General features: G+C 40.2%; 16 protein-coding genes and 1 pseudogene. 7 read left to right on the top strand and 10 right to left on the bottom strand.

Features of this window, described 5'->3' with window-relative positions; translation table 11 throughout:
* Positions 1–48: 48 nt before the first annotated feature.
* The 7 genes from cas10d to ABF638_RS19330 all read right to left on the bottom strand — a co-directional run bounded on the left by cas10d (position 49) and on the right by ABF638_RS19330 (position 8,070).
* On the bottom strand, positions 49–3,339 hold the full coding sequence (gene cas10d, locus ABF638_RS19360; RefSeq protein WP_435024630.1) for a type I-D CRISPR-associated protein Cas10d/Csc3: 3,291 nt from the start codon (positions 3,337–3,339) through the stop codon (positions 49–51).
* Between the two features lie 17 nt (positions 3,340–3,356).
* On the bottom strand, positions 3,357–4,376 hold the full coding sequence (locus ABF638_RS19355) for a PDDEXK nuclease domain-containing protein (protein ID WP_435024629.1): 1,020 nt from the start codon (positions 4,374–4,376) through the stop codon (positions 3,357–3,359).
* A gap of 17 nt (positions 4,377–4,393) precedes the next feature.
* On the bottom strand, positions 4,394–4,612 hold the full coding sequence (locus ABF638_RS19350; RefSeq protein WP_435024628.1) for a DUF433 domain-containing protein: 219 nt from the start codon (positions 4,610–4,612) through the stop codon (positions 4,394–4,396).
* A 63-nt stretch (positions 4,613–4,675) separates the two neighbouring features.
* Entirely contained in the window at positions 4,676–4,978 is a 303-nt protein-coding gene (locus ABF638_RS19345) for a hypothetical protein (protein ID WP_194198662.1), read from the bottom strand.
* 274 nt (positions 4,979–5,252) lie between these two features.
* The gene (cas3, locus tag ABF638_RS19340) at positions 5,253–7,430 is read right to left on the bottom strand and encodes a type I-D CRISPR-associated helicase Cas3' (RefSeq protein ID WP_435024627.1); all 2,178 of its coding nucleotides are present in this window, start codon (positions 7,428–7,430) and stop codon (positions 5,253–5,255) included.
* The gene (locus ABF638_RS19335) at positions 7,427–7,813 is read right to left on the bottom strand and encodes a DUF5615 family PIN-like protein (RefSeq protein WP_435024626.1); all 387 of its coding nucleotides are present in this window, start codon (positions 7,811–7,813) and stop codon (positions 7,427–7,429) included. The genes cas3 and ABF638_RS19335 overlap by 4 nt, the downstream gene beginning before the upstream one ends.
* Positions 7,810–8,070, bottom strand: coding sequence for a DUF433 domain-containing protein (locus ABF638_RS19330; protein ID WP_435024625.1), 261 nt, complete (start codon positions 8,068–8,070; stop codon positions 7,810–7,812). Before ABF638_RS19330 ends, ABF638_RS19335 begins: the two co-directional genes overlap by 4 nt.
* 169 nt (positions 8,071–8,239) lie before the next feature.
* Between ABF638_RS19330 and ABF638_RS19325 the strand changes: the two genes are divergently transcribed.
* The gene (locus ABF638_RS19325; protein WP_435024624.1) at positions 8,240–9,103 is read left to right on the top strand and encodes a WYL domain-containing protein; all 864 of its coding nucleotides are present in this window, start codon (positions 8,240–8,242) and stop codon (positions 9,101–9,103) included.
* Positions 9,104–9,148: 45 nt separating this feature from the next.
* Here the strand turns inward: ABF638_RS19325 and ABF638_RS19320 are convergent.
* Positions 9,149–9,343 (bottom strand): annotated as a pseudogene (locus ABF638_RS19320) (phosphatidylglycerol lysyltransferase domain-containing protein); the annotation flags it as partial.
* 194 nt (positions 9,344–9,537) lie between these two features.
* On the opposite strand from ABF638_RS19320, the gene ABF638_RS19315 reads away from it, so the two are divergent.
* Entirely contained in the window at positions 9,538–9,927 is a 390-nt protein-coding gene (locus ABF638_RS19315; RefSeq protein WP_069067881.1) for an agenet domain-containing protein, read from the top strand.
* Positions 9,928–10,249: 322 nt separating this feature from the next.
* On the opposite strand, the gene ABF638_RS19310 is transcribed toward ABF638_RS19315, so the two are convergent.
* Positions 10,250–13,780 carry an eIF2A-related protein gene (locus tag ABF638_RS19310; protein ID WP_435024623.1) on the bottom strand — a complete coding sequence of 1,177 codons (3,531 nt, stop codon included), beginning with the start codon at positions 13,778–13,780 and terminating at the stop codon, positions 10,250–10,252.
* A 477-nt stretch (positions 13,781–14,257) separates the two neighbouring features.
* Here ABF638_RS19310 and ABF638_RS19305 point away from each other — a divergent pair, with 477 nt between their 5' ends.
* Entirely contained in the window at positions 14,258–14,662 is a 405-nt protein-coding gene (locus tag ABF638_RS19305; protein WP_435024622.1) for a hypothetical protein, read from the top strand.
* Positions 14,663–14,835: 173 nt separating this feature from the next.
* Positions 14,836–15,216, top strand: coding sequence for a DUF1304 domain-containing protein (locus ABF638_RS19300; protein ID WP_435024621.1), 381 nt, complete (start codon positions 14,836–14,838; stop codon positions 15,214–15,216).
* 35 nt (positions 15,217–15,251) lie between these two features.
* Here ABF638_RS19300 and ABF638_RS19295 read toward each other — a convergent pair whose 3' ends face one another.
* Positions 15,252–15,821, bottom strand: a complete 570-nt coding sequence (locus ABF638_RS19295; RefSeq protein WP_435024620.1) for a Uma2 family endonuclease — start codon at positions 15,819–15,821, stop codon at positions 15,252–15,254.
* A 119-nt stretch (positions 15,822–15,940) separates the two neighbouring features.
* On the opposite strand from ABF638_RS19295, the gene ureE reads away from it, so the two are divergent.
* From ureE to ureG, 3 genes are all read left to right on the top strand, one after another.
* Positions 15,941–16,387 (top strand): urease accessory protein UreE, encoded by a 447-nt coding sequence (gene ureE, locus ABF638_RS19290; protein WP_435024619.1) that lies wholly within the window; start codon positions 15,941–15,943, stop codon positions 16,385–16,387.
* Positions 16,362–17,054 carry an urease accessory protein UreF gene (locus ABF638_RS19285; protein WP_435024618.1) on the top strand — a complete coding sequence of 231 codons (693 nt, stop codon included), beginning with the start codon at positions 16,362–16,364 and terminating at the stop codon, positions 17,052–17,054. The genes ureE and ABF638_RS19285 overlap by 26 nt, the downstream gene beginning before the upstream one ends.
* Positions 17,055–17,273: 219 nt before the next feature.
* The gene (gene ureG / locus ABF638_RS19280; RefSeq protein WP_435024617.1) at positions 17,274–17,870 is read left to right on the top strand and encodes an urease accessory protein UreG; all 597 of its coding nucleotides are present in this window, start codon (positions 17,274–17,276) and stop codon (positions 17,868–17,870) included.
* Positions 17,871–17,999: the final 129 nt, after the last annotated feature.

Raw genomic sequence — 17,999 nt, 5'->3', positions numbered from 1 at the left:
TTATCTCCAAAAAATTGTTTACTACTTGTTTACTTCTAGAAGAAAAATTTATTCCGGTTCATTAACATCATCTATTACAGGAATATTTTCATTTCTCCCTGCATTTTCTTTATCATCTTCAAGACGATAAAGAAATTCGCAAGTATCCCTAATTAAGTTGAGTTGACGGCCTGCCAAACGAGCGCGATCGCCTGCAAATGCGTTATCAAATACCTCCACTACAAAATACTTGGCAAAATCTAGAACAGCTTGCCGTTCTTCTTCTCGTTTGCTCATGATCCAACGTCCTTCAGCAGTAGAAGAATGAACGCGATCCATGAGTTTAAAAACTTCTGCTGCAACAGCCACAACTAATGTTTCTCCCTGAAACACACTTGACTCAGCTTTGAGTATAGTTTCAGCCGCAATATCAACTGGTTTCAACACAGCATTAGACTTAGGATTATAACGCTTATTAGCTCGGTAAAATCTGCGGTATAAATCTGTTAATTTCTTAGGATGATTCAGACTTGATGCTTCTCCCACAATTAATTGCTCCATATTAGTGTCATATTTCACATAAGGGTCAAAACAAGGATAAAAATGATAGGCATAAAGCCTAATTTTCTCGATTCGTGCTGTTTCCGATCCCTGGTTACGCACCCAGCGATTGAGATAAGAAAAGACGTACAACGGACTGGTTTCAAAATCTTTAGCCAGTTCTGTAAATCTCCCCCAGTTGGCATCGTAACCAGACTTACCTTGCCTTGCATTCACATCTAAATGAATGGCGTAAGCGGCGGTAAGCACATTTAAAGGTGCTGGGTATTGAATACCGTTTTCATTCCAGCCTTCGAGGATGTAGTCAAGACGGAAGCGATCGCGCCTTACTAAAGCACGAAAAGCATGAGGCGCACTATCAAGGAAAACGCTTTCCTCAAACTCAGCCCCATCATTAAAAGGTGGAATTGGTGACTCAGAAACCACAGTTTTAAGATCTAAAATCATCGGGAAAGCAAACGCTAACCAAGTTGGCATTACCCAAGATTCTGTATCGGTGCTGTCTCTTCCAGGCGGGAGCGCCATGAAGTAAAATGTTAAAGGCTGGTCTTCAGGATAGGAAAGCTTAAAGGTGCGATCCTTGTCACGTTGGAGGTTTTCATCAATTAAGAAACTATCTACGCTTTGGTAGCGATCGCGCCCCAAATCCGCCTGTAAATCCTTACTGATAAAATGATTGCGAACGCTGGTATCAAAGCGAGTTTGAGCAATACCATTGTATGCTTTCTGCAAAAACTTGTTAGTCTCTGGAGTAAAGTAATAAGTAGGATAAAAGTAGAGATAGCGATATTTCCCATCTTCAAATCGCTTACCTACAGCTTGAGTTTGATTCATCAAGATTTGCCTCAGCATCATCTCCACACCTGCAATACTGGAGATATTGCGTTTAGCGTTAGAACCTCCTAACATTTGCTTGTTTGTATAAACTTGAGGCGTAAATAAAACTGCTGATTCCATTTGCTCAGTAACCGTGTAAGCAGAATGAGATATTGAGCAGATTAATTGTTTCCCTCGCCCTGATTTTTTCGCAGCATTATAATTATCTAACTCATTTAAAAACGTTTCAACTTGAGTTTTAACAGATGGCTCTTGATTAGTGCCTGGTAACATCACAACTCGTTTTACCCAAAGCCTTAAATCATCCCAACCATCAGGCAATTCATACTGAGAAATTATTGGAGAAATTAAGGTTGTCAAATAGTCAATGACTTGCTGGCAAGCTTCGCGTACATCTTCAATCCCTGGATGATGTTCTAAATATTTAGCCGCCAGATAATACCATTCATAAGGTACTCCTCCAGTATTCCCCTTTAATTTGTTTTCTTTGAGACTTTCATTAATGCGTTGAATTTCTCTAATTTGGGGTAAACATTCTGCTAAATTCCAAAATTCTGCAACTTTGTGAGTTAAATCAAAATCGGGAACTGCTGGCAGCTTTTTATCTTTCTTACGAGCAGAATCAACGCGATTAACTGTCTCTTCCCAAATCTTCCGGCTAACTAAATCACCAAATTCTGCTATTTGGTCAATGCGGATATCGTCTTCAAATTTGAAATCATAATCAGCAGATAAAACATTTTGTTGCTGAAACTTGTTCAGATTTTCGCTGCGGCTTTTAGCGACAGAGGCTTTATTAGGGTTTAAGATGCGTAATGTAGCATCTAAGGCTACTTTCATCAAGCCTATATCGTCAAAAAATAAGTTGTAATATTCGGCATATTTCATGCCTTTGCCATCTCTACCAAATCCTGTTTGTCTGAGGCGTAATTGACCTGCACAAAGCGATTTAATACTGTTAACTACACGGTCTGGTAAATCTTCCGGCGAGATAGCTGGAGCATTGCGCGAAGCCAAATAAATCACGCCTGTTGGCAGATATAACAAAGGTTCATAATAGGTATGCTCATAAGTATTTAGACTTGTATGAGCCTGAATTAAAGCATTATTCACCACATTAGTTAAAACACCACGATTCTCAGCAATGCTGTGATAGGTAAATTTCAATTGTCCATCACTGAGGCTGTGGATGATTTCTTTGAGTCTAGGATGTTCTGCGTCCTGGGGATGTTTAACAATTGAGGCGAGAGAATCAGCTAAACAAGTTAAATCAGATAAACTGCGAAGGGTACGGTCTTTGAGAAGAGGATTCAAGCCAAATTCAGAAAAATTCCAGTTAGTATCCCAGCGACGTTGAGCATTGTAAGCCATGCACAACAGATCATCTAGATATTCTCGATAAGCTTCAGGTTTTTCTGGATTTATAAAGTTATCTAGTCCTAACTGATGAACTTTTTTATCAATAATTTCACGATGTTCTGCTAACGGCAACTTGCGGCAGTTTTCAGGTACATCAGGAAACTTTTCAAAATCATGTAAAATAAATCCAGCAATTACTAATCTACGTTCTCGCTCTTTCACCACTCGCTGCACTGTGGTATTTAGTTTTTCTAAACGTTTCTCAATTAAATTAGCTGGGAATAATCCATTGAGTAAGTGAGTATTCAGTGATTGGTCAGCTGCGTTATCTCGTCTGACTTTAGTTTTTCCTTCAGCTTCTCGCTGTTGGTCAATTTCATCAAAAAACTTACCGCCTTTCGCAGTTACACCAATGGCTATCCGCAATAGATTTGGTAAAACATACTCACCAAAGTCTGCCATTACTTTATCATCTGGATTTTGAGATTGAATTGCTTCTCGTAATAGCTTGAGTGTTAGTAACTCACCTTCGGTTTCAATGGTACGGTCTGAAGAATCACCATCAAAACCAAAATCACCTGATAACCAATCATCATTAGACATTTTCAAACTCCATTTTTTTACTCCACGCCTTCTAGCAACTTGGCAACTTGCTCTGGAGCCGGAAGCTGATTTTTTAATTCTTGAGGCAATGTTGAAACCACTTGATAAGTTCCTACACCAATTGGTTTATTAGATTCCCTCAACGCATATTCAACAATCGTTCTTTGCTTAGACTTGCAAAGAATAATTCCAATAGAAGGATTTTCATCAGGTAGCTTTACCGTGTCATCTAAAACAGCTAAATAAAACTGCATCTTGCCTACATATTCAGGTAAAAAGTTACCAATTTTCAGTTCTATCGCTACCAAACACTTTAAGCGGCGATGATATAATAAAATATCTATAAAATATTCTTCTTCATCAATTTCTAGCCGATATTGACTACCGATAAAAGCAAATATCCCACCCATTTCTTGCAAGAATGGTTCAACTCTTGTTAAAATCGCCTGTTCTAGCTGTCGTTCACTGTGTTCATCTGCTAGTTCTAAAAAATCAAAAGTATATTCATCTTTTACAGCTAGTTTTAATTGATTACGGATCTCTGCTGGAACAGTTTTATCAAAGTTAGTCTGATTCAACAGAGTCTTTTCATAGGTTTGATTTTCAATTTGGTGAATCAAAACATTCTTTGTCCAGCCAAATTTACGAGTCATTCTGATATAAAATTCCCGTTCTAGGTCATCTTTGCACTTCTCTACAATGACCAGATTGTGACTCCATCCAATTTCTCGCACCATTGGTGCGAGTTTTTCATTGTTGACATAGGATTCATAAAAAAGCCTCATCCGCCAGAGGTTAGCAGCAGAAAATCCGCTAATTCCTGGAAACTCTGCTTGTAAGTCTTTTGCTAACTGTTCTACTACGGATTTTCCCCAGCTAGCGCCCTGCTGTTGAGTAACAATTATCTGTCCAATGTCCCAGTAGAGGTTAATCATTTCCCGATTAACTGCTTTTAGTGCTTCATACTGGGCTGAACGAATACGCTGTTGTATTTCCATTAGCAAATGTCTGTAATTGTCTGAAATTGGGTTACTCATAGCGGAAAACATTCAAGTTATTCATGACCAACTAGCCGAGGTGCATAAACTAAACAGGCTTGCACATCTTCTCGTTCTAACCAGGGATAAGCTTCTAGCAAGGTTTCGATAGTATCCCCTGCTGCAAGCATCCCTAAAATATGTTCAACAGCTAGGCGGCGACCTCGAATAATTGGTTTACCACCAAATATTTGAGGGTTGACTGTGATTCTTTCCAAAAGTTTTTGTTCGTTCATAGGTTAGCTATCTGTTGACAGTAGACTTTCTGCGGGTCTTTGAATTGTAAAAAACAAAACACCTTATTCCGGTGGACAATGGAAATCTACAAGGTTTTGCAAGTCTTCATTTCGAGAAACTGTGTATCTCATTTCTGTCTTTAAAAGGCTCACTGAATCCTGACACTCCTGAAGTTGAGCTTCGTTTAAGGATGAAGTTGTTTCTAGCTTGTCAATCCTGTTTTCTAAAGCACTGATACGGCGGTCATGCTCACATACTTTGCCAGATAGACGAAGTGTAAGGGCTTGATGGATCTGCTGAATCTGGTTGATGTCAGCATTCATTACCCAGCTCAATAAGTGGGAGTCGGTATTCGGGTCGAGCATTTGAGCTTTTCCTTTTAAGCTTGTTGCTCTGAGTATATCTCTTTTATATTCCTTAGACCATTGAATATACTGTCATCGTGTTTATACAAGTAACAGTCTAATCAGCGAGTTATGATTGTGTGACTAGAGAACTTTTAAATTTACTATTTTTTAAATTTGTGCTAATTTGTGCAAACGAGGTAAAAAAATCCCTATCAGGGATTGAAATACACAATCAGTCCTCGCAGATAGCCTGTTATGTAGCCCGTAAGTAATCCCTATCAGGGATTGAACCTCAAGCAATCCATATCTCATCTCCTTTGCTTTTAAACGTGTAAGCAAGCGTATCCAGCAGCAGCGCAGAGTGGCCAAAAGCGATCGCATAGGGCGCAGTAGCATCATGAAAGCTATACTGATCGCTGATGCCATAAATCTGAAAATTCATCGGTAGTCTTAGCCGCATCCGCACTTCAGCAAGAGGACGGCGAATCACGTAACAAACCAAACCTTCCTTTTTTAGGCGTTTGTTAATTTCCCCAACCCAATAGTTGTCAGGTTGCCAAATTTCCACACCAGTCAAAACCTGAACTTTCCAAGCGTCAGCAATTGGCTGCAAGTTTCCAGAATAGGTAAATTTCCAGTTCAGCCGTTCCTCTCGGTAAGAACGCAACTTCATAAATGCTAGACAATGAGCAAATCTGCCTTTGGCAATGGATTGTCCGGTGCGTTCTACGGTTTCTTTGAGGGTCCGTATAAATGCCGCTTCCGTCCACATTTCAATTTCTAAATTGCCCAAAATACCCGGTAAATCGTAGGTTTTAAACCTATCTGCCTCGTTTTCTTCTGTTAAGTCGTATAAACCACATTGCAAAGGACTTGAACCTCGAAAACTAGCAGCATCCTCAGCAATAGGATTTCCTGATTTACCAGAAAGTGCTTGCCAATCTTTCGCCCATCCTTGAATACGTCCAGCTTGTGACTTTAGACTAGTTTCAAATAATTGTTCACAGGCTTCTTGAAACTTGTCTCGGCTTTGTGCATACTGTTGTTTAATTGTGCGATCGCTCAACTGATAAAACAGCCAAAATGATTGCACAGCCCCCCAACGACGATAATAACCACGAAAATCGTTGATTTGTCGATAATTCTCAGTAATTGTATTGTGAAAAAAGGGGCGATCGTAAATACTATTCACTTCTAATGGTGGAGTATCACCCTTAAACAATCGCTCTACCAAAAAGTTAGGAACTAGAGAAAAAGCTGTAAAATTCTCAAACTTAACTATCTGTCCATCTTTCTCATATTCGTCATGCCTTCCTAAGCGTCCTAAACGCTGGATAAAGTTACCTGCATCGGATGATTCAAAAATTAGAAAATTGATTTTGAAATCAACCCCTACATCAATTGTGCTAGTACCAATAACCAAGTCAGCAGCAAGACTTCGCTCTTTTTCTCCTTTTCCTGATAGCCCTGTATTCTCTCCAACTTTCAATCCGTAAGGCTGTAATATTTCCCGAAAAAATTGAGTAAGGCGTTTGACTGCTGCAATTGAGTTAAGAATGATTGCGCCTTTACTTCCTGGATACTGCTGAAACTGAGCCAAAATTAACTCACTATTTTCTTTTAGCCAGGTTTCCGAAGCTTTAAACGATGGTTCCAAAGGAATAAAATTCAGCGCAATTGTCCGTGCTACTTGTCGCCAGCCCTGTGTTTGCAGTTGCTGACCTTCTTCTGGTGTATCGGGAAATTGATATTTAATTTCTTTTAAAGGATCAATTTCTTTACAACGAAATCCTGCTTTTTCTAACCGTACAATTAAGTTTATATCTGGTGTAGCTGAGAGAAACAGAAATTTTTTGCGGCGATTTGTACAGCGAATTAACAACATAGTGTTAATCACGCTAGCAATTTGTGGAGCTGCGAAAACGTGAAATTCATCAAAAATAAACAAGTCAAAATCTTTATTAATTCTATTCCATAGTTTATCAGGGCTATCATTCTCAGTTAGATTAGCTCCTTGATGAAGGTAGTGGAGAATATCAGGATTTGTTAAAAATATTTCGGATTGTCCAGCAAGAGTTAGTAGTGCAGCCCCTTTTTTCAATCCTTCATTTTCGGCATAAATCTCTAAATCAGCCCCACTCAGTCGCACTACACGCGGCTGATTCTCTGGCTGGAATTTCTCAACATATCCTCTAATCTGCGTTTCTTGATCGCGGGCGAGTTCATTGGTTGGGTAAAGTCCGATCGCAGAAAATTCACCCTGAAGCACTTCTAGGTAAGCCGCTAGACTTTTACCATCGCCAGTCATCGCAGTGTTGAACACGACATCAATATTTGGATCGCGCAACGCTTCTAAAGTTGCGGCTTGATGCCAAGAAAGCAACCAATCTTTAGGTAATTTCACTCCGTCAGGTGTCGGGACGGTTTGCGAGTAAACAGGCTTGAGAGTAATTTTGTATGCTTCCGTCATTTGTCTTTTCCTTCCACCTCAATATCCTGATATTCTTGAATACTTCCTTGTCGAATTATCCATAATTTACCAGTCACATCTGCTGCTTCAAGCCCAGCAATTAGAGTTTCTGTAACTGTACGATAATCTTCAAAACTAGGACGGGATGGTAAACGAATGACTATAATTCCTGTATAGTGAGAAGGATTATATTTAAGACGATTTCCAAATCCTCTATCTATCGTTACTAAACATCTATTCTCGCTACGGCAAATATCAATTAATTCCTCATCATGAGTTGAAATTAAACCTTGTTCTCGGACAGTGGCAACATCATGTCCTGCAAGACGCAATAATGTAGCTACTCGCAAACTACCAAGATTTTCATCAAGTTTAATATTCACTTTTTTGATTCCTTTTGCAACCCTAAAGGAATTTCTACATAGCTATCTCTTGTCATCTCCGCAGCGTATGCAATACAGGCTAGGATATCTTGTCGTTCTAAACCAGGATATTCTTCTAAAATTGTCTCTATTTTTTCTCCACTTGCAAGAAGGTCGAGAATTAAACTAACCCAAATACGATGACCTTTAATACAAGGTTTACCGAAACAAATATTGGGATCAATGGAAATTCGAGATAGTAAATCGTTCTTAGTCATTGATACTTCTCCAAATTTGTCGTAATTCTTCTCAATGAATCCTCTTCTCCTAATTCTATATTCGGATATACACTTAAATAGTGTCCGTAACTGGTTGTTAAAAACTATATTGGCACGCAAAATAGAAGTTGACAAGAGAAAATATGTACAAAGTATACGGACAATTTTAATGAGTCGAAAAGGTCAATCTATTACACTGTCGATATCAGAACATGATAAAGCCGAGCTAGAAGCGATCGCTCGTGAATTCGGTATGATGTGGGGAGAAGAGCCTAACATTTCTAAGTTAATTAAAGCGATCGCTCAACGTAAGTTACTCATCGGTAACAATAACGATTGGAAAGAACCACGCATCAGGGCATTACATAGATGTATCAATGCGTTGACAGACATCGGGCAAATTGAACAAGCCCAAATCATTGCAAACTTACTTCTGGAACGCAGCGAACTATCATTACCGTTGCGAGGCGAAATCGAACGTTTCCTAGAGAATTTGCCCCCACCTTGGCGCTTAGAAATAGACCGTTACATCTTGCGCGAACAGCCTTTTCAGCTTTCCTATCAGGATGCAGCAGAGCGTGTGTTTAATTTTACCGTTCGCCATGCCAAAGTTACACCCCACGAAAAGCGGGTATATCTTGATTGCTGGTGCGAAGAGACAGAAGGAAACTTTGATATCCCAGAACTGGTTCACAACTGGAGTTTGCGATTAGACAGGATTACTGAAGCTGCTGTCATGCCAATTTCTGGTGATTGGCGAAGTTTGGCTGAGATAGAAGTAGAAATGCATTTATTTGCTGGCTTGGCTTTTGCCTATCAAGCTAAACCAGAAGACAATATCAATGAGTGGCTACCAGATAAACCGCGAGTCCGGCGAGTTGTTAGGCGAGTATCTAGTACATTTTGGTTTAGCCGCGAAGTGATGCAGTATGCGCCAGATTGTGTTGTGATATTACCTGAAAATGTGCGCGATCGCTTCAAACAAAAACTCCTTACCCTCTGCAATCTATACGATATTGAAACTAGGAGTTAAGTCTTGTGAGGTAGGCCGAAAAGCCTGCTCTATTAATTATTTAGTTCACACTCCGGGTTTGAGATAATCAAAGAGGCGATCGCCTGAATCTGCGCGAATCAATGCTACAACTACATCGGGTAAGGCAGCTAAACTTGGGTAAACCAAATAACGCGCTTCCCGATGGGGGTGGAACTTGTCTTTGTAAGCGTGCAGTCCCTTGAAATTGTAGAAGTGATTCAAAGGCTCTAAGAATTTCAAGTAAATAAAATCGATAGATACTATTAATTTTAGATGCAATATCTTCACAAATGGCGGTGAAAATTCATAATTTTTGCTGAGGCGATCGCTAAATAAATCCCACGAAAATAGTAACAGTTAGTTGCAAATTTTGAAGTAGATTTTCATAAATCATCATCAAAATTCAGTTTTACTATTTGAGGATAGAAATAATCATGAAAAACAAAGTATTGTTTGGCGCTATATTCATGGCAACTTGGGTAGGAACATTAATTCCTAGCGCTTTTGCTGCTTCACCTTGTTCTGTAGGGCAAAAGGCTGAGGTTCTTTGGAAGGAAGCATGGTATCCGGCAACGGTACTTAAGGTTAATAATGATAATTGCTATATTACATACGAAGGTTACGATAGCTCCTGGAATGAATGGGTTGGCACTGGACGCTTCCGCGCATCATTTGAAGCTGGAGATGCAGTGAGAATTTTGTGGAAGGGGAAATGGTATCAAGGGCAGGTTTTAGAAGTTAGTAACGAACTTTATAAAATTACTTATGATGGCTACGATAGCTCTTGGGATGAGTGGGTTGAACCTTCCAGGGTAAGCAGATAGAATATCTCACTTTTATAAGTTTAAAGGGACGATTTCACCTGTTGGAGTCGTCCCTTTAAATTTATAAAAGGGCGGTTAGAAACCGCAGCTACACGAGGCTTTACCCACCTTCCTGGGTTTCAAACCCTCAATTTTTCCTTAGTCCACCTCCGCGGACTACGCTGTGGGTGGCTAACGCTGAAAGCGTTCTCGTAAGAGTAGCCGCAAAGCGTCTATGTTTGTGTAGCCGCGTTCACGCAGTGTGCCGCAGGCAATGGAATTGCCTTGGCTGTAAGTTGAGTATTTGCTCTTTGAATCGTATTGAAGTTGGCTTGACAAACTACTAAGCAGCAGCACCTAAAGCCTGCAAAGTTGCCAATTGAGCTTCTGTTAACCCTTGAATTTGTTCAAGCTTCATACCTTCGTAGGGGCGAGGCGCTCTCCAAGTTTGCTCACATTTACCAGTTTGCAAATCCCAGACTTTGAGAGTTTCGTCTAAGCTACCACTGAAAGCAGTCAGTCTGGCAGAAGTTGCATCTCCAATTGGGACAGAAGCTACCACCAAACTATAAATAAGCTCTGAGTGACCCACCAAAGTTTGATAGCATTCTCCTGTAGAAATATCCCAGAGTTTCAGATTGCGATCTAAACTACCACTAACAATAAACTGAGCATCTGGACTAAATCGCGCCACCATAACGGGGCCTTCATGTCCTGTAAAAGTTTGAAGACATTCTCCTGTGGAAACTAACCACAGTTTGAGGGTTTGGTCAAAACTCGTACTTAGTAACCACTTTCCGTTAGGGCTAAAGGTAACTGACCACACGCTGTTGGTGTGTCCTTTTAAAGTTTGCCAGCATTCTCCAGTTTTAACGTCCCACAGCTTAATCATCCCGTCAAACTCACTACTTGCCAGCAGTTGACCATCTGGACTAAAGACGACTGAAACAACTGAACTAGTATGTCCTTTGAAAGTTTTCAAGCATTCACCTGTGCTAATATCCCAAAGTTTCACGGTTTGGTCATAGCTGCTACTGGCTAACTGTTTGCCATCTGGACTATAAACAACTGTCCAAACCCAGCTAGTATGGCCGTGTAAGGTTTGTAGACAGGTTCCTAACTTCCAGTCCCATAATTTGATGCTATGGTCTGCACTACCACTGACGAGTAAAGGATGCTGGCTATTAGGTTGAAACGCCACCGACCATACGCGGTTGGTATGTTCCCGTAATGTTTGCATTAGGATACCGTTTTTGATATTCCATAACTTAATTGTTTGGTCTTCGTGTCCACTTGCTAGATAGTCGCCATCTGGAGTTAGAGCCAGGGATAATACACTATTGGTATGTCCTTTGAATGTTTTTGTGCAGCGTCCTATTTGAATATTCCATAGTTTGGTGGCGTGGTCATCGCCACCACTGACCAATTGTTGCTCATTGGGATGATAAGCAACCGTCCAAACTCGGCTGGTATGACCGAGAAAGGTTTTCAGACAATTTCCGGTGACGACATCCCATAATTTTACAGTGCGGTCAAAACTGCTGCTAGCCAACTGTTGACCCTTTCGACTAAATGCGATCGCTGTTACTGTCTGTCGATGTCCGCGTAAGGTTTGAAGACATTCTTGGGTTTTTACATCCCAAAGTTTGATCGTATTATCATAGCTGCTGCTTGCGAGTAACTGACCATCTGGGCTAAATGCCAGCGATCGCACCCAGCGATCATGTGCTTGCCAAACACCAAGGTTCGTACCAGTAGTTATATCCCACAGGCGAATTGTACAATCTTCTCCACAACTGGCAAGAATTTGACCATCAGGGTGAAAAGCGATCGCCCACACTCGACCTTCATGACCAACTAAAGTCTGAACTTCTCGCTTAAGCTTTTCTGATCCAATCTGCCACAAACGAATAGTTAAATCTTGACCGCAACTTGCAAGGATATTACCATCAGGACTAAAAGCAACGGCATTAACTGAATATGTATGTCCTTTGTATGTGTGCAGACATTGCCCAGTTTCCACATCCCATAACTTCACTAAATAATCATCAGCAGCGCTAGCCAGATACCGCCCGTCTGGACTAAAAGTTACAGCCCATGTCCAATGTTGGTGTCCCCGACAACGAATTAGTTGTTTGCCAGTGCCACTATCCCAAATTTGAATTTCACCTTTGGTATCACCGGTAGCTAAATACTCTCCATCTGGACTAAAAGCAGCACTGAGTACACCACCAAAAGTTTCGGCGAAGACGGTTTCGCTAATATTAACGCCAGTAAAATTAGTGTTGTGCAATGTAGCATTGGCTAAGTAAGCTTGGCGAATAGCCAGATAAGAAAAGTCAAAGCCACTCAGATCGGTTTGCAAGTGAGAAAATAGATTCAGTAGATTGCCCCCTGCATAGCCTGTTTGCACTGCTGCTTGGTATCGCAATTTAGCTAAAATTTGGCAAAGGTGCGCCTCAAGTTGGGCTTGTGTGTGGAAGTGGGTTAAAAGTCGCTCCACTAAGGGGTGCAAAAGAAATTGAATTTGTGCTTCGCGCACGTAGTCTTGAGTTTGGGCTTTAATTAAGGCATGAGTTCTGAATAAATTGAGTTCGCCTGTAGTAAGTTCCCACTCAATAGTTTGGATAAATTGTTCTGTAACATATTCCATAATTACGGGTTGTTGCGTTAACCCTGTGGTTCTTGTTTCCACGAGAGAGCGTCCCTTGAGTGATTCCAAGGCTTCCAAGAGTTCTCGCCAAGATACTTGCGGCAATATTTCAGTTTGTAACTTCGCTGGCGTTACCCCTTCTCGGTTAATCGCTAGCCAGTACATAATCTGCTGTTGCAGAGGCGGTAAACGCTCAAACTGTTGCTTGAGTAAGTCCCATAAATCGCTAAAAAGAGTATTACCTTGTGCCAAGAATGCTTGTGTATCACCACAAAATATATCTTGAATAGCGGTTGCAGCAATTTTGAGAGCGAGTGGATTACCACCAAAGTAATTGACCAAGTTTTGATGTTGAGGTGCTTTATCTAACCCTTTAGCGATCAGTATTTGCTCACCTTCTATTACTGATAGTCCCGACAAACAGAGCGATCGCACTGGTAAGTTTTCTCCTGATCGGATTGCAATTTTACCTGGTTTTTCTCGTCCAGTGACAATCAGACAACTTTGGTGGAGTTCATCGCAGATCCGCTCAAATAGCTGTTCGTATGCTTCAAACCCTTGTTGGTACTCTCCCCCCCGGTTTCCACTTTGTAAAATTGACTCGACATTATCAAGAACTAACAAACAACGCTTTTGCTGCAACTGTTTCATCAAAAGATTAATTGAACTATCGATTGTTGCCTCTGAACCCATTAAAATCGGCAAAATCTCGCCCAGTAAGGTATTTAGTGGCAATGCTTGCTGTAAACTACGCCAAATTACATATTCAAACTGGGACTGAATTTGCTCGGCAAGTTTCACCGAGAGAGTAGTTTTGCCAATTCCACCGAGTCCAAAAATCCCGACAAAACGACAATGCTCCTTGCCAATCCATGTTGATAAAGTTTGCAGTTCAGCTTGGCGACCGTAAAATCGGGAGACATCAACGGCTTCTCCCCAATCTTGTGTACTGGTTTGGGATTGCTGATAGCGATGCAGAATAGTTTGGATATTTTTTTTAGAGACTTCTTCGCCAATTACTTGGGAGAGCGATCGCCACAATTGCGAACCTACCTGTTTAACATAGTCACAATCATAACCTAGTTTAACCGCAATCTCCGCATAAGTGTGTCCAATCCAACTTTCGAGAAAGACTACAGACTGAATATCATTTAGTCCTTGCTCCAAGATCGTAGAGCGTAAAACAGCATCGACTAATTTGAGTGCCTCTTCCCCTGTCATCGCTCAACAAGATCCACGTATCGTTTAAGTATTTAACTTGTCTGGTCTTGCTGGGAAGATTATGGCAAAGTTTACAATTTTTTACATAAACTAGCACACTTTTTCTTACTGACAGAGCGATCTAGTTCGGGGTATCAATTTAATTAAGGCAAAATAAAAGTTGCTCAAATCTGTTCAGAGTTATCCCTTATCAAAGTGTTTATTTTCAACTGCTTAACGAACTTGCTGGTTCTGATGCCCCCACACGTTCCCAAGGAGAAATCACTGGAGTTGTGGCGAATCTGAATACTATTGGAAAGGAACTCCAATGTTACTGGCATAATTGCAAGAATCCTTGTAATGTTTTAATTATTTTTATCCCATATTTTAGATGATATGGGGTAAATATTGTCTTTGTAATTCATAAAACTCTATTCTCAATAGAATCTCAAATCATCGAACTAACCAAAGTGTTTTCATATATAGGAGAAGGCTGAAGTGCAAGATTTTCAAGATCAAAGAAAAAAATTACAGGATGACATTGAGAAACTAACTCACCATACTAGCAGACTCAGACGAATCAATGGAAGTTGGGATGCAAGTTTAACAATTACCACTATCATTCTCACTTTAATGATTACTATTTTGGCTTCTTTAAACCAAATAGATGAGCAAAATAAAAAAGTTGCCACTAGTGTTTTAGGGGCAGTAATCATAACTATTCAAGCCATTGGTAATGCCTTTCCAGTCAAACAAAAAGCTGGGAGTTATCGCCTACTACAAGCCCAAGCTAGTAATTTACTGATAGATGCTCAATATGTAGAAAATATGGAAGAATTAAAAAATCTCTCATCTCAGTATAGTCATCTGAATATTGAATCTGCAAAAGTTGAAATTCAATAATTATAGGACTTATGCAAAATACGTCGTAAGTAGCGGTAATTCATGAATTACCGCTACGGAATAATAGGCTTTTCAATTATTTTTGCGTAAGTCCTAAATTATATTTTCAAGATAACGAGGTTTGATTTACTAGTATAGTCTGTTAATAATTAAATTCTAGGAGACCAGTAACCGTGGAAGTATTTGTCAAGGTACTCATAGGCATTATTGCATTCATACATATCCTTTTTCTAGTTGTGCAGATGTTTTTCTGGAAGACAAAATTTGTTCAGGAAAGAATAGTCGGAGATTTCACTCCAGAGCAAATTTCTGAAATTCTTGCTCAAAATCAAGGCTTATACAACGGATTTCTTGCTGCTGGCTTAATCTGGGGATTATTTATCTCACAAAAGGTTCCACAAGTTGAGCCTTCATCGATTGTGATTTTCTTTTTAATTTGTGTAGCGATCGCAGGTATTTTTGGTAGCATTACCTTGAAACGTCCAACAGCATTTTTAATCCAATCAATACCCGCAATATTGGCTTTATTCTTGCTGTGGTTTCCTAATTTTTAATGGTTAAGTTTACAGAAATATTCTCGATTTTGCGATTATTCAGGAAAAAATAAACCGATAGAACAACAAAATCCTGGTAAAAGTGGCGATGTGATTTCATCATCGCCTAACAAAGTAGCAACTAAAACTAACTGTGCTTTTTCTCGGCGATAAACTTCGACTTGTTTCGTAAAGCGATCGACAATCCAATACTCACGCACGCCTTGAATTGAATAAAGTTTCAGTTTTGCTTCCTTGTCTCGAAGTTCGTTTTGTTTACCAGGGGATAAAACCTCTACTACTAACTCCGGTGCGCCTGTCAAATGTCCTGCTTCATCTTCAATTTGCGCTAGTCGTTCTCGACTTACCCAAACTATATCCGGTATAACGCTATCTGCTTGCGAAAAAATCACACCTGGAGCGACAATTGTTTCTCCTAAACCACTCGAATCTGACCAAACATCGAGTTGTCGAGCGATTTTAACACAAACTTGTTGATGACGGCGGTGAGGAGTGCGAGTCACAAAGAGTTCTCCATTAATAATTTCATAATGTGTCCACTCATTTTCGGGTAGAACCTCTAAATCGTGAATTGTCCAGCGTACTCCCTCAATGGCTTGGTTCATGATTGTTCCCGTTTGACTTACTGCCTTCTTTGCTTAATTTTATCTTTCCTTTGGGCAAGGCAGTTATGGTATTTAAATTAGAACCATAATGAAAAGCGAAAGATCAAGCAAAACTTTGTATGCTGACATTTAATCAACTTAAACCACCTAATCACGATGCCGCAGTTACTTTTACTCTGGCGCTGACAGCAGAAGAACGGACCCGCAGTCGTCATCGCTTTGAAACTGAAGATGGTAAAGTTATATTTTTACATTTACCCAGAGGAACTGTTTTACACGATGGCGATATTCTGCAAGAAGAAACCCATAGGAGTTTAATCAGAATTACTGCTAAACCAGAACTAGTGTTGACTGCCTTTGCCCAAACACCACTTTTATTTTTACGGGCGGCATACCATCTAGGAAATCGTCATGTACCTGTAGAAATTACTCCAACTTATTTACGCTTGTCTTCAGACTCGGTTTTACGCACAATGTTGGAACAATTGGGGTTAGAAGTTAAAGAGGAAATTCTACCATTTCAGCCAGAATTAGGAGCTTATGGACAACACCATCATGCTCACTGATAGTCAATTTTTGAGTATTTTACAACTGGCTAGCCCCGCGTTGCCTGTGGGAGCATATAGTTATTCTGAAGGCTTGGAAACGCTCGTAGAAAATGGTATTATCGCCAACGCCTTACATCTCAAACTTTGGTTAAAAGCGGAGTTGCTCTGCGGGGCAATTCGGTTAGAGGCGGCGGTGATGGTACGATCGCAGCAATCCGCAAAAATGAATGATGTAGAGTCGCTATGCCGTTGGAATCTCTGGTTATCCGCCGCTAGGGAAACAGAAGAATTACGCGCCTCTAGTTGGCAGATGGGGCGATCGCTCATCCAATTACTTGGTAAACTAGAACCTCAGATTGTACCTATTGCCAATGCTGTGGGTAATCCTTGCAATTATGCGATCGCTTTTGGTATTGCCATTGCCCATTGGCAAATTAATATCAAAGCTGCATTACTTGGATATCTGCACAGTTGGGCAAGTAATTTGATTACTGCTGGCGTGAAACTTATTCCCCTTGGACAAACAGCAGGACAGCAGTTATTGCTAGATTTGCAACCATTACTCAGTGCTGCGGCGTTGGAAATTCTAACGTTGGAGGATGATCAACTTGCCTGTTGTAGTTGGGGTTTATCGCTGGCAAGTATGCAGCATGAAACGCAGTATACAAGGTTGTTTAGGAGTTAGTCATTGGTCATTGGTCATTAGTCATTGGTCATTAGTCAAAAACTAATAACTAATAACCATCTACCAAGCGAAAGTGACAAATAACAAATAACAAATAACAAATAACAAATGACAAATAACAAATGACAAATGACAAATAACAAATGACAAATGACAAATGACAAATAACAAATGACAAATGACAAAGGACAAATGACAAATGACAAAGGACAAATAAGAATGAATACATTTAGAGTGGGAGTTGCTGGCCCGGTGGGTTCGGGGAAGACGGCTTTGGTGGATGCTTTGTGTAAGGGATTGAGTGAGCAGTATCAAATTGCGGTGGTGACGAATGATATTTATACTCAGGAGGATGCTCAGTTTTTAGTGCGTTCTCAGGCGTTGGCTAGCGATCGCATTTTGGGTGTAGAGACTGGTGGTTGTCCTCATACTGCTATCCGCGAAGATGCTTCGATGAATTTGGCAGCAATTGAACAGTTAGAAGAACGTTTTCTCGATTTGGATTTGGTCTTTTTGGAAAGTGGCGGTGATAATTTGGCTGCTACTTTTAGTCCAGAATTGGTGGATTTAACAATTTATGTCATTGATGTTGCGGCTGGTGATAAAATTCCCCGCAAAGGTGGCCCCGGTATTACCAAGTCTGACTTGTTGGTGATTAACAAAATTGACCTAGCACCTTATGTTGGTGCAGATTTAAGTGTGATGGAACGAGATGCTAAAAAAATGCGCGGTGATAAACCTTTTATTTTTACTAATTTAAAAACTCAGTCTGGACTTGCAGATGTAATTAACTTTGTTTGTACAAATATCTGTTGAAAAAGAATTCAGAATTCAGAAGTCAGAATCAAGACAACTAAATCTGCATATAGCAATCCTAAATCATTCGTGACAAATTAGATCCCCGACTTCTTCGAGAAGTCGGGGATCTGGACATCGCGCATTTTC

Origin of the sequence: Nostoc sp. CALU 1950 (assembly GCF_051172895.1) — a bacterium.
Taxonomy (GTDB): Bacteria; Cyanobacteriota; Cyanobacteriia; order Cyanobacteriales; family Nostocaceae; genus Nostoc; species Nostoc edaphicum_A.
The sequence above is the reverse complement of the archived record's forward strand: the minus strand, read 5'-3'. Positions and strand labels throughout refer to the sequence as shown.

Bases quoted from the DNA above. Each gene is read 5' to 3' on its own strand.
- cas10d (WP_435024630.1), bottom strand. From the start codon at position 3,339: ATGTCTAATGATGATTGGTTATCAGGTGATTTTGGTTTTGATGGTGAT.
- ABF638_RS19355 (WP_435024629.1), bottom strand. From the start codon at position 4,376: ATGAGTAACCCAATTTCAGACAATTACAGACATTTGCTAATGGAAATA.
- ABF638_RS19350 (WP_435024628.1), bottom strand. From the start codon at position 4,612: ATGAACGAACAAAAACTTTTGGAAAGAATCACAGTCAACCCTCAAATA.
- ABF638_RS19345 (WP_194198662.1), bottom strand. From the start codon at position 4,978: ATGCTCGACCCGAATACCGACTCCCACTTATTGAGCTGGGTAATGAAT.
- cas3 (WP_435024627.1), bottom strand. From the start codon at position 7,430: ATGACGGAAGCATACAAAATTACTCTCAAGCCTGTTTACTCGCAAACC.
- ABF638_RS19330 (WP_435024625.1), bottom strand. From the start codon at position 8,070: ATGACTAAGAACGATTTACTATCTCGAATTTCCATTGATCCCAATATT.
- ABF638_RS19325 (WP_435024624.1), top strand. From the start codon at position 8,240: ATGAGTCGAAAAGGTCAATCTATTACACTGTCGATATCAGAACATGAT.
- ABF638_RS19315 (WP_069067881.1), top strand. From the start codon at position 9,538: ATGAAAAACAAAGTATTGTTTGGCGCTATATTCATGGCAACTTGGGTA.
- ABF638_RS19310 (WP_435024623.1), bottom strand. From the start codon at position 13,780: ATGACAGGGGAAGAGGCACTCAAATTAGTCGATGCTGTTTTACGCTCT.
- ABF638_RS19295 (WP_435024620.1), bottom strand. From the start codon at position 15,821: ATGAACCAAGCCATTGAGGGAGTACGCTGGACAATTCACGATTTAGAG.
- ureE (WP_435024619.1), top strand. From the start codon at position 15,941: ATGCTGACATTTAATCAACTTAAACCACCTAATCACGATGCCGCAGTT.
- ABF638_RS19285 (WP_435024618.1), top strand. From the start codon at position 16,362: ATGGACAACACCATCATGCTCACTGATAGTCAATTTTTGAGTATTTTA.
- ureG (WP_435024617.1), top strand. From the start codon at position 17,274: ATGAATACATTTAGAGTGGGAGTTGCTGGCCCGGTGGGTTCGGGGAAG.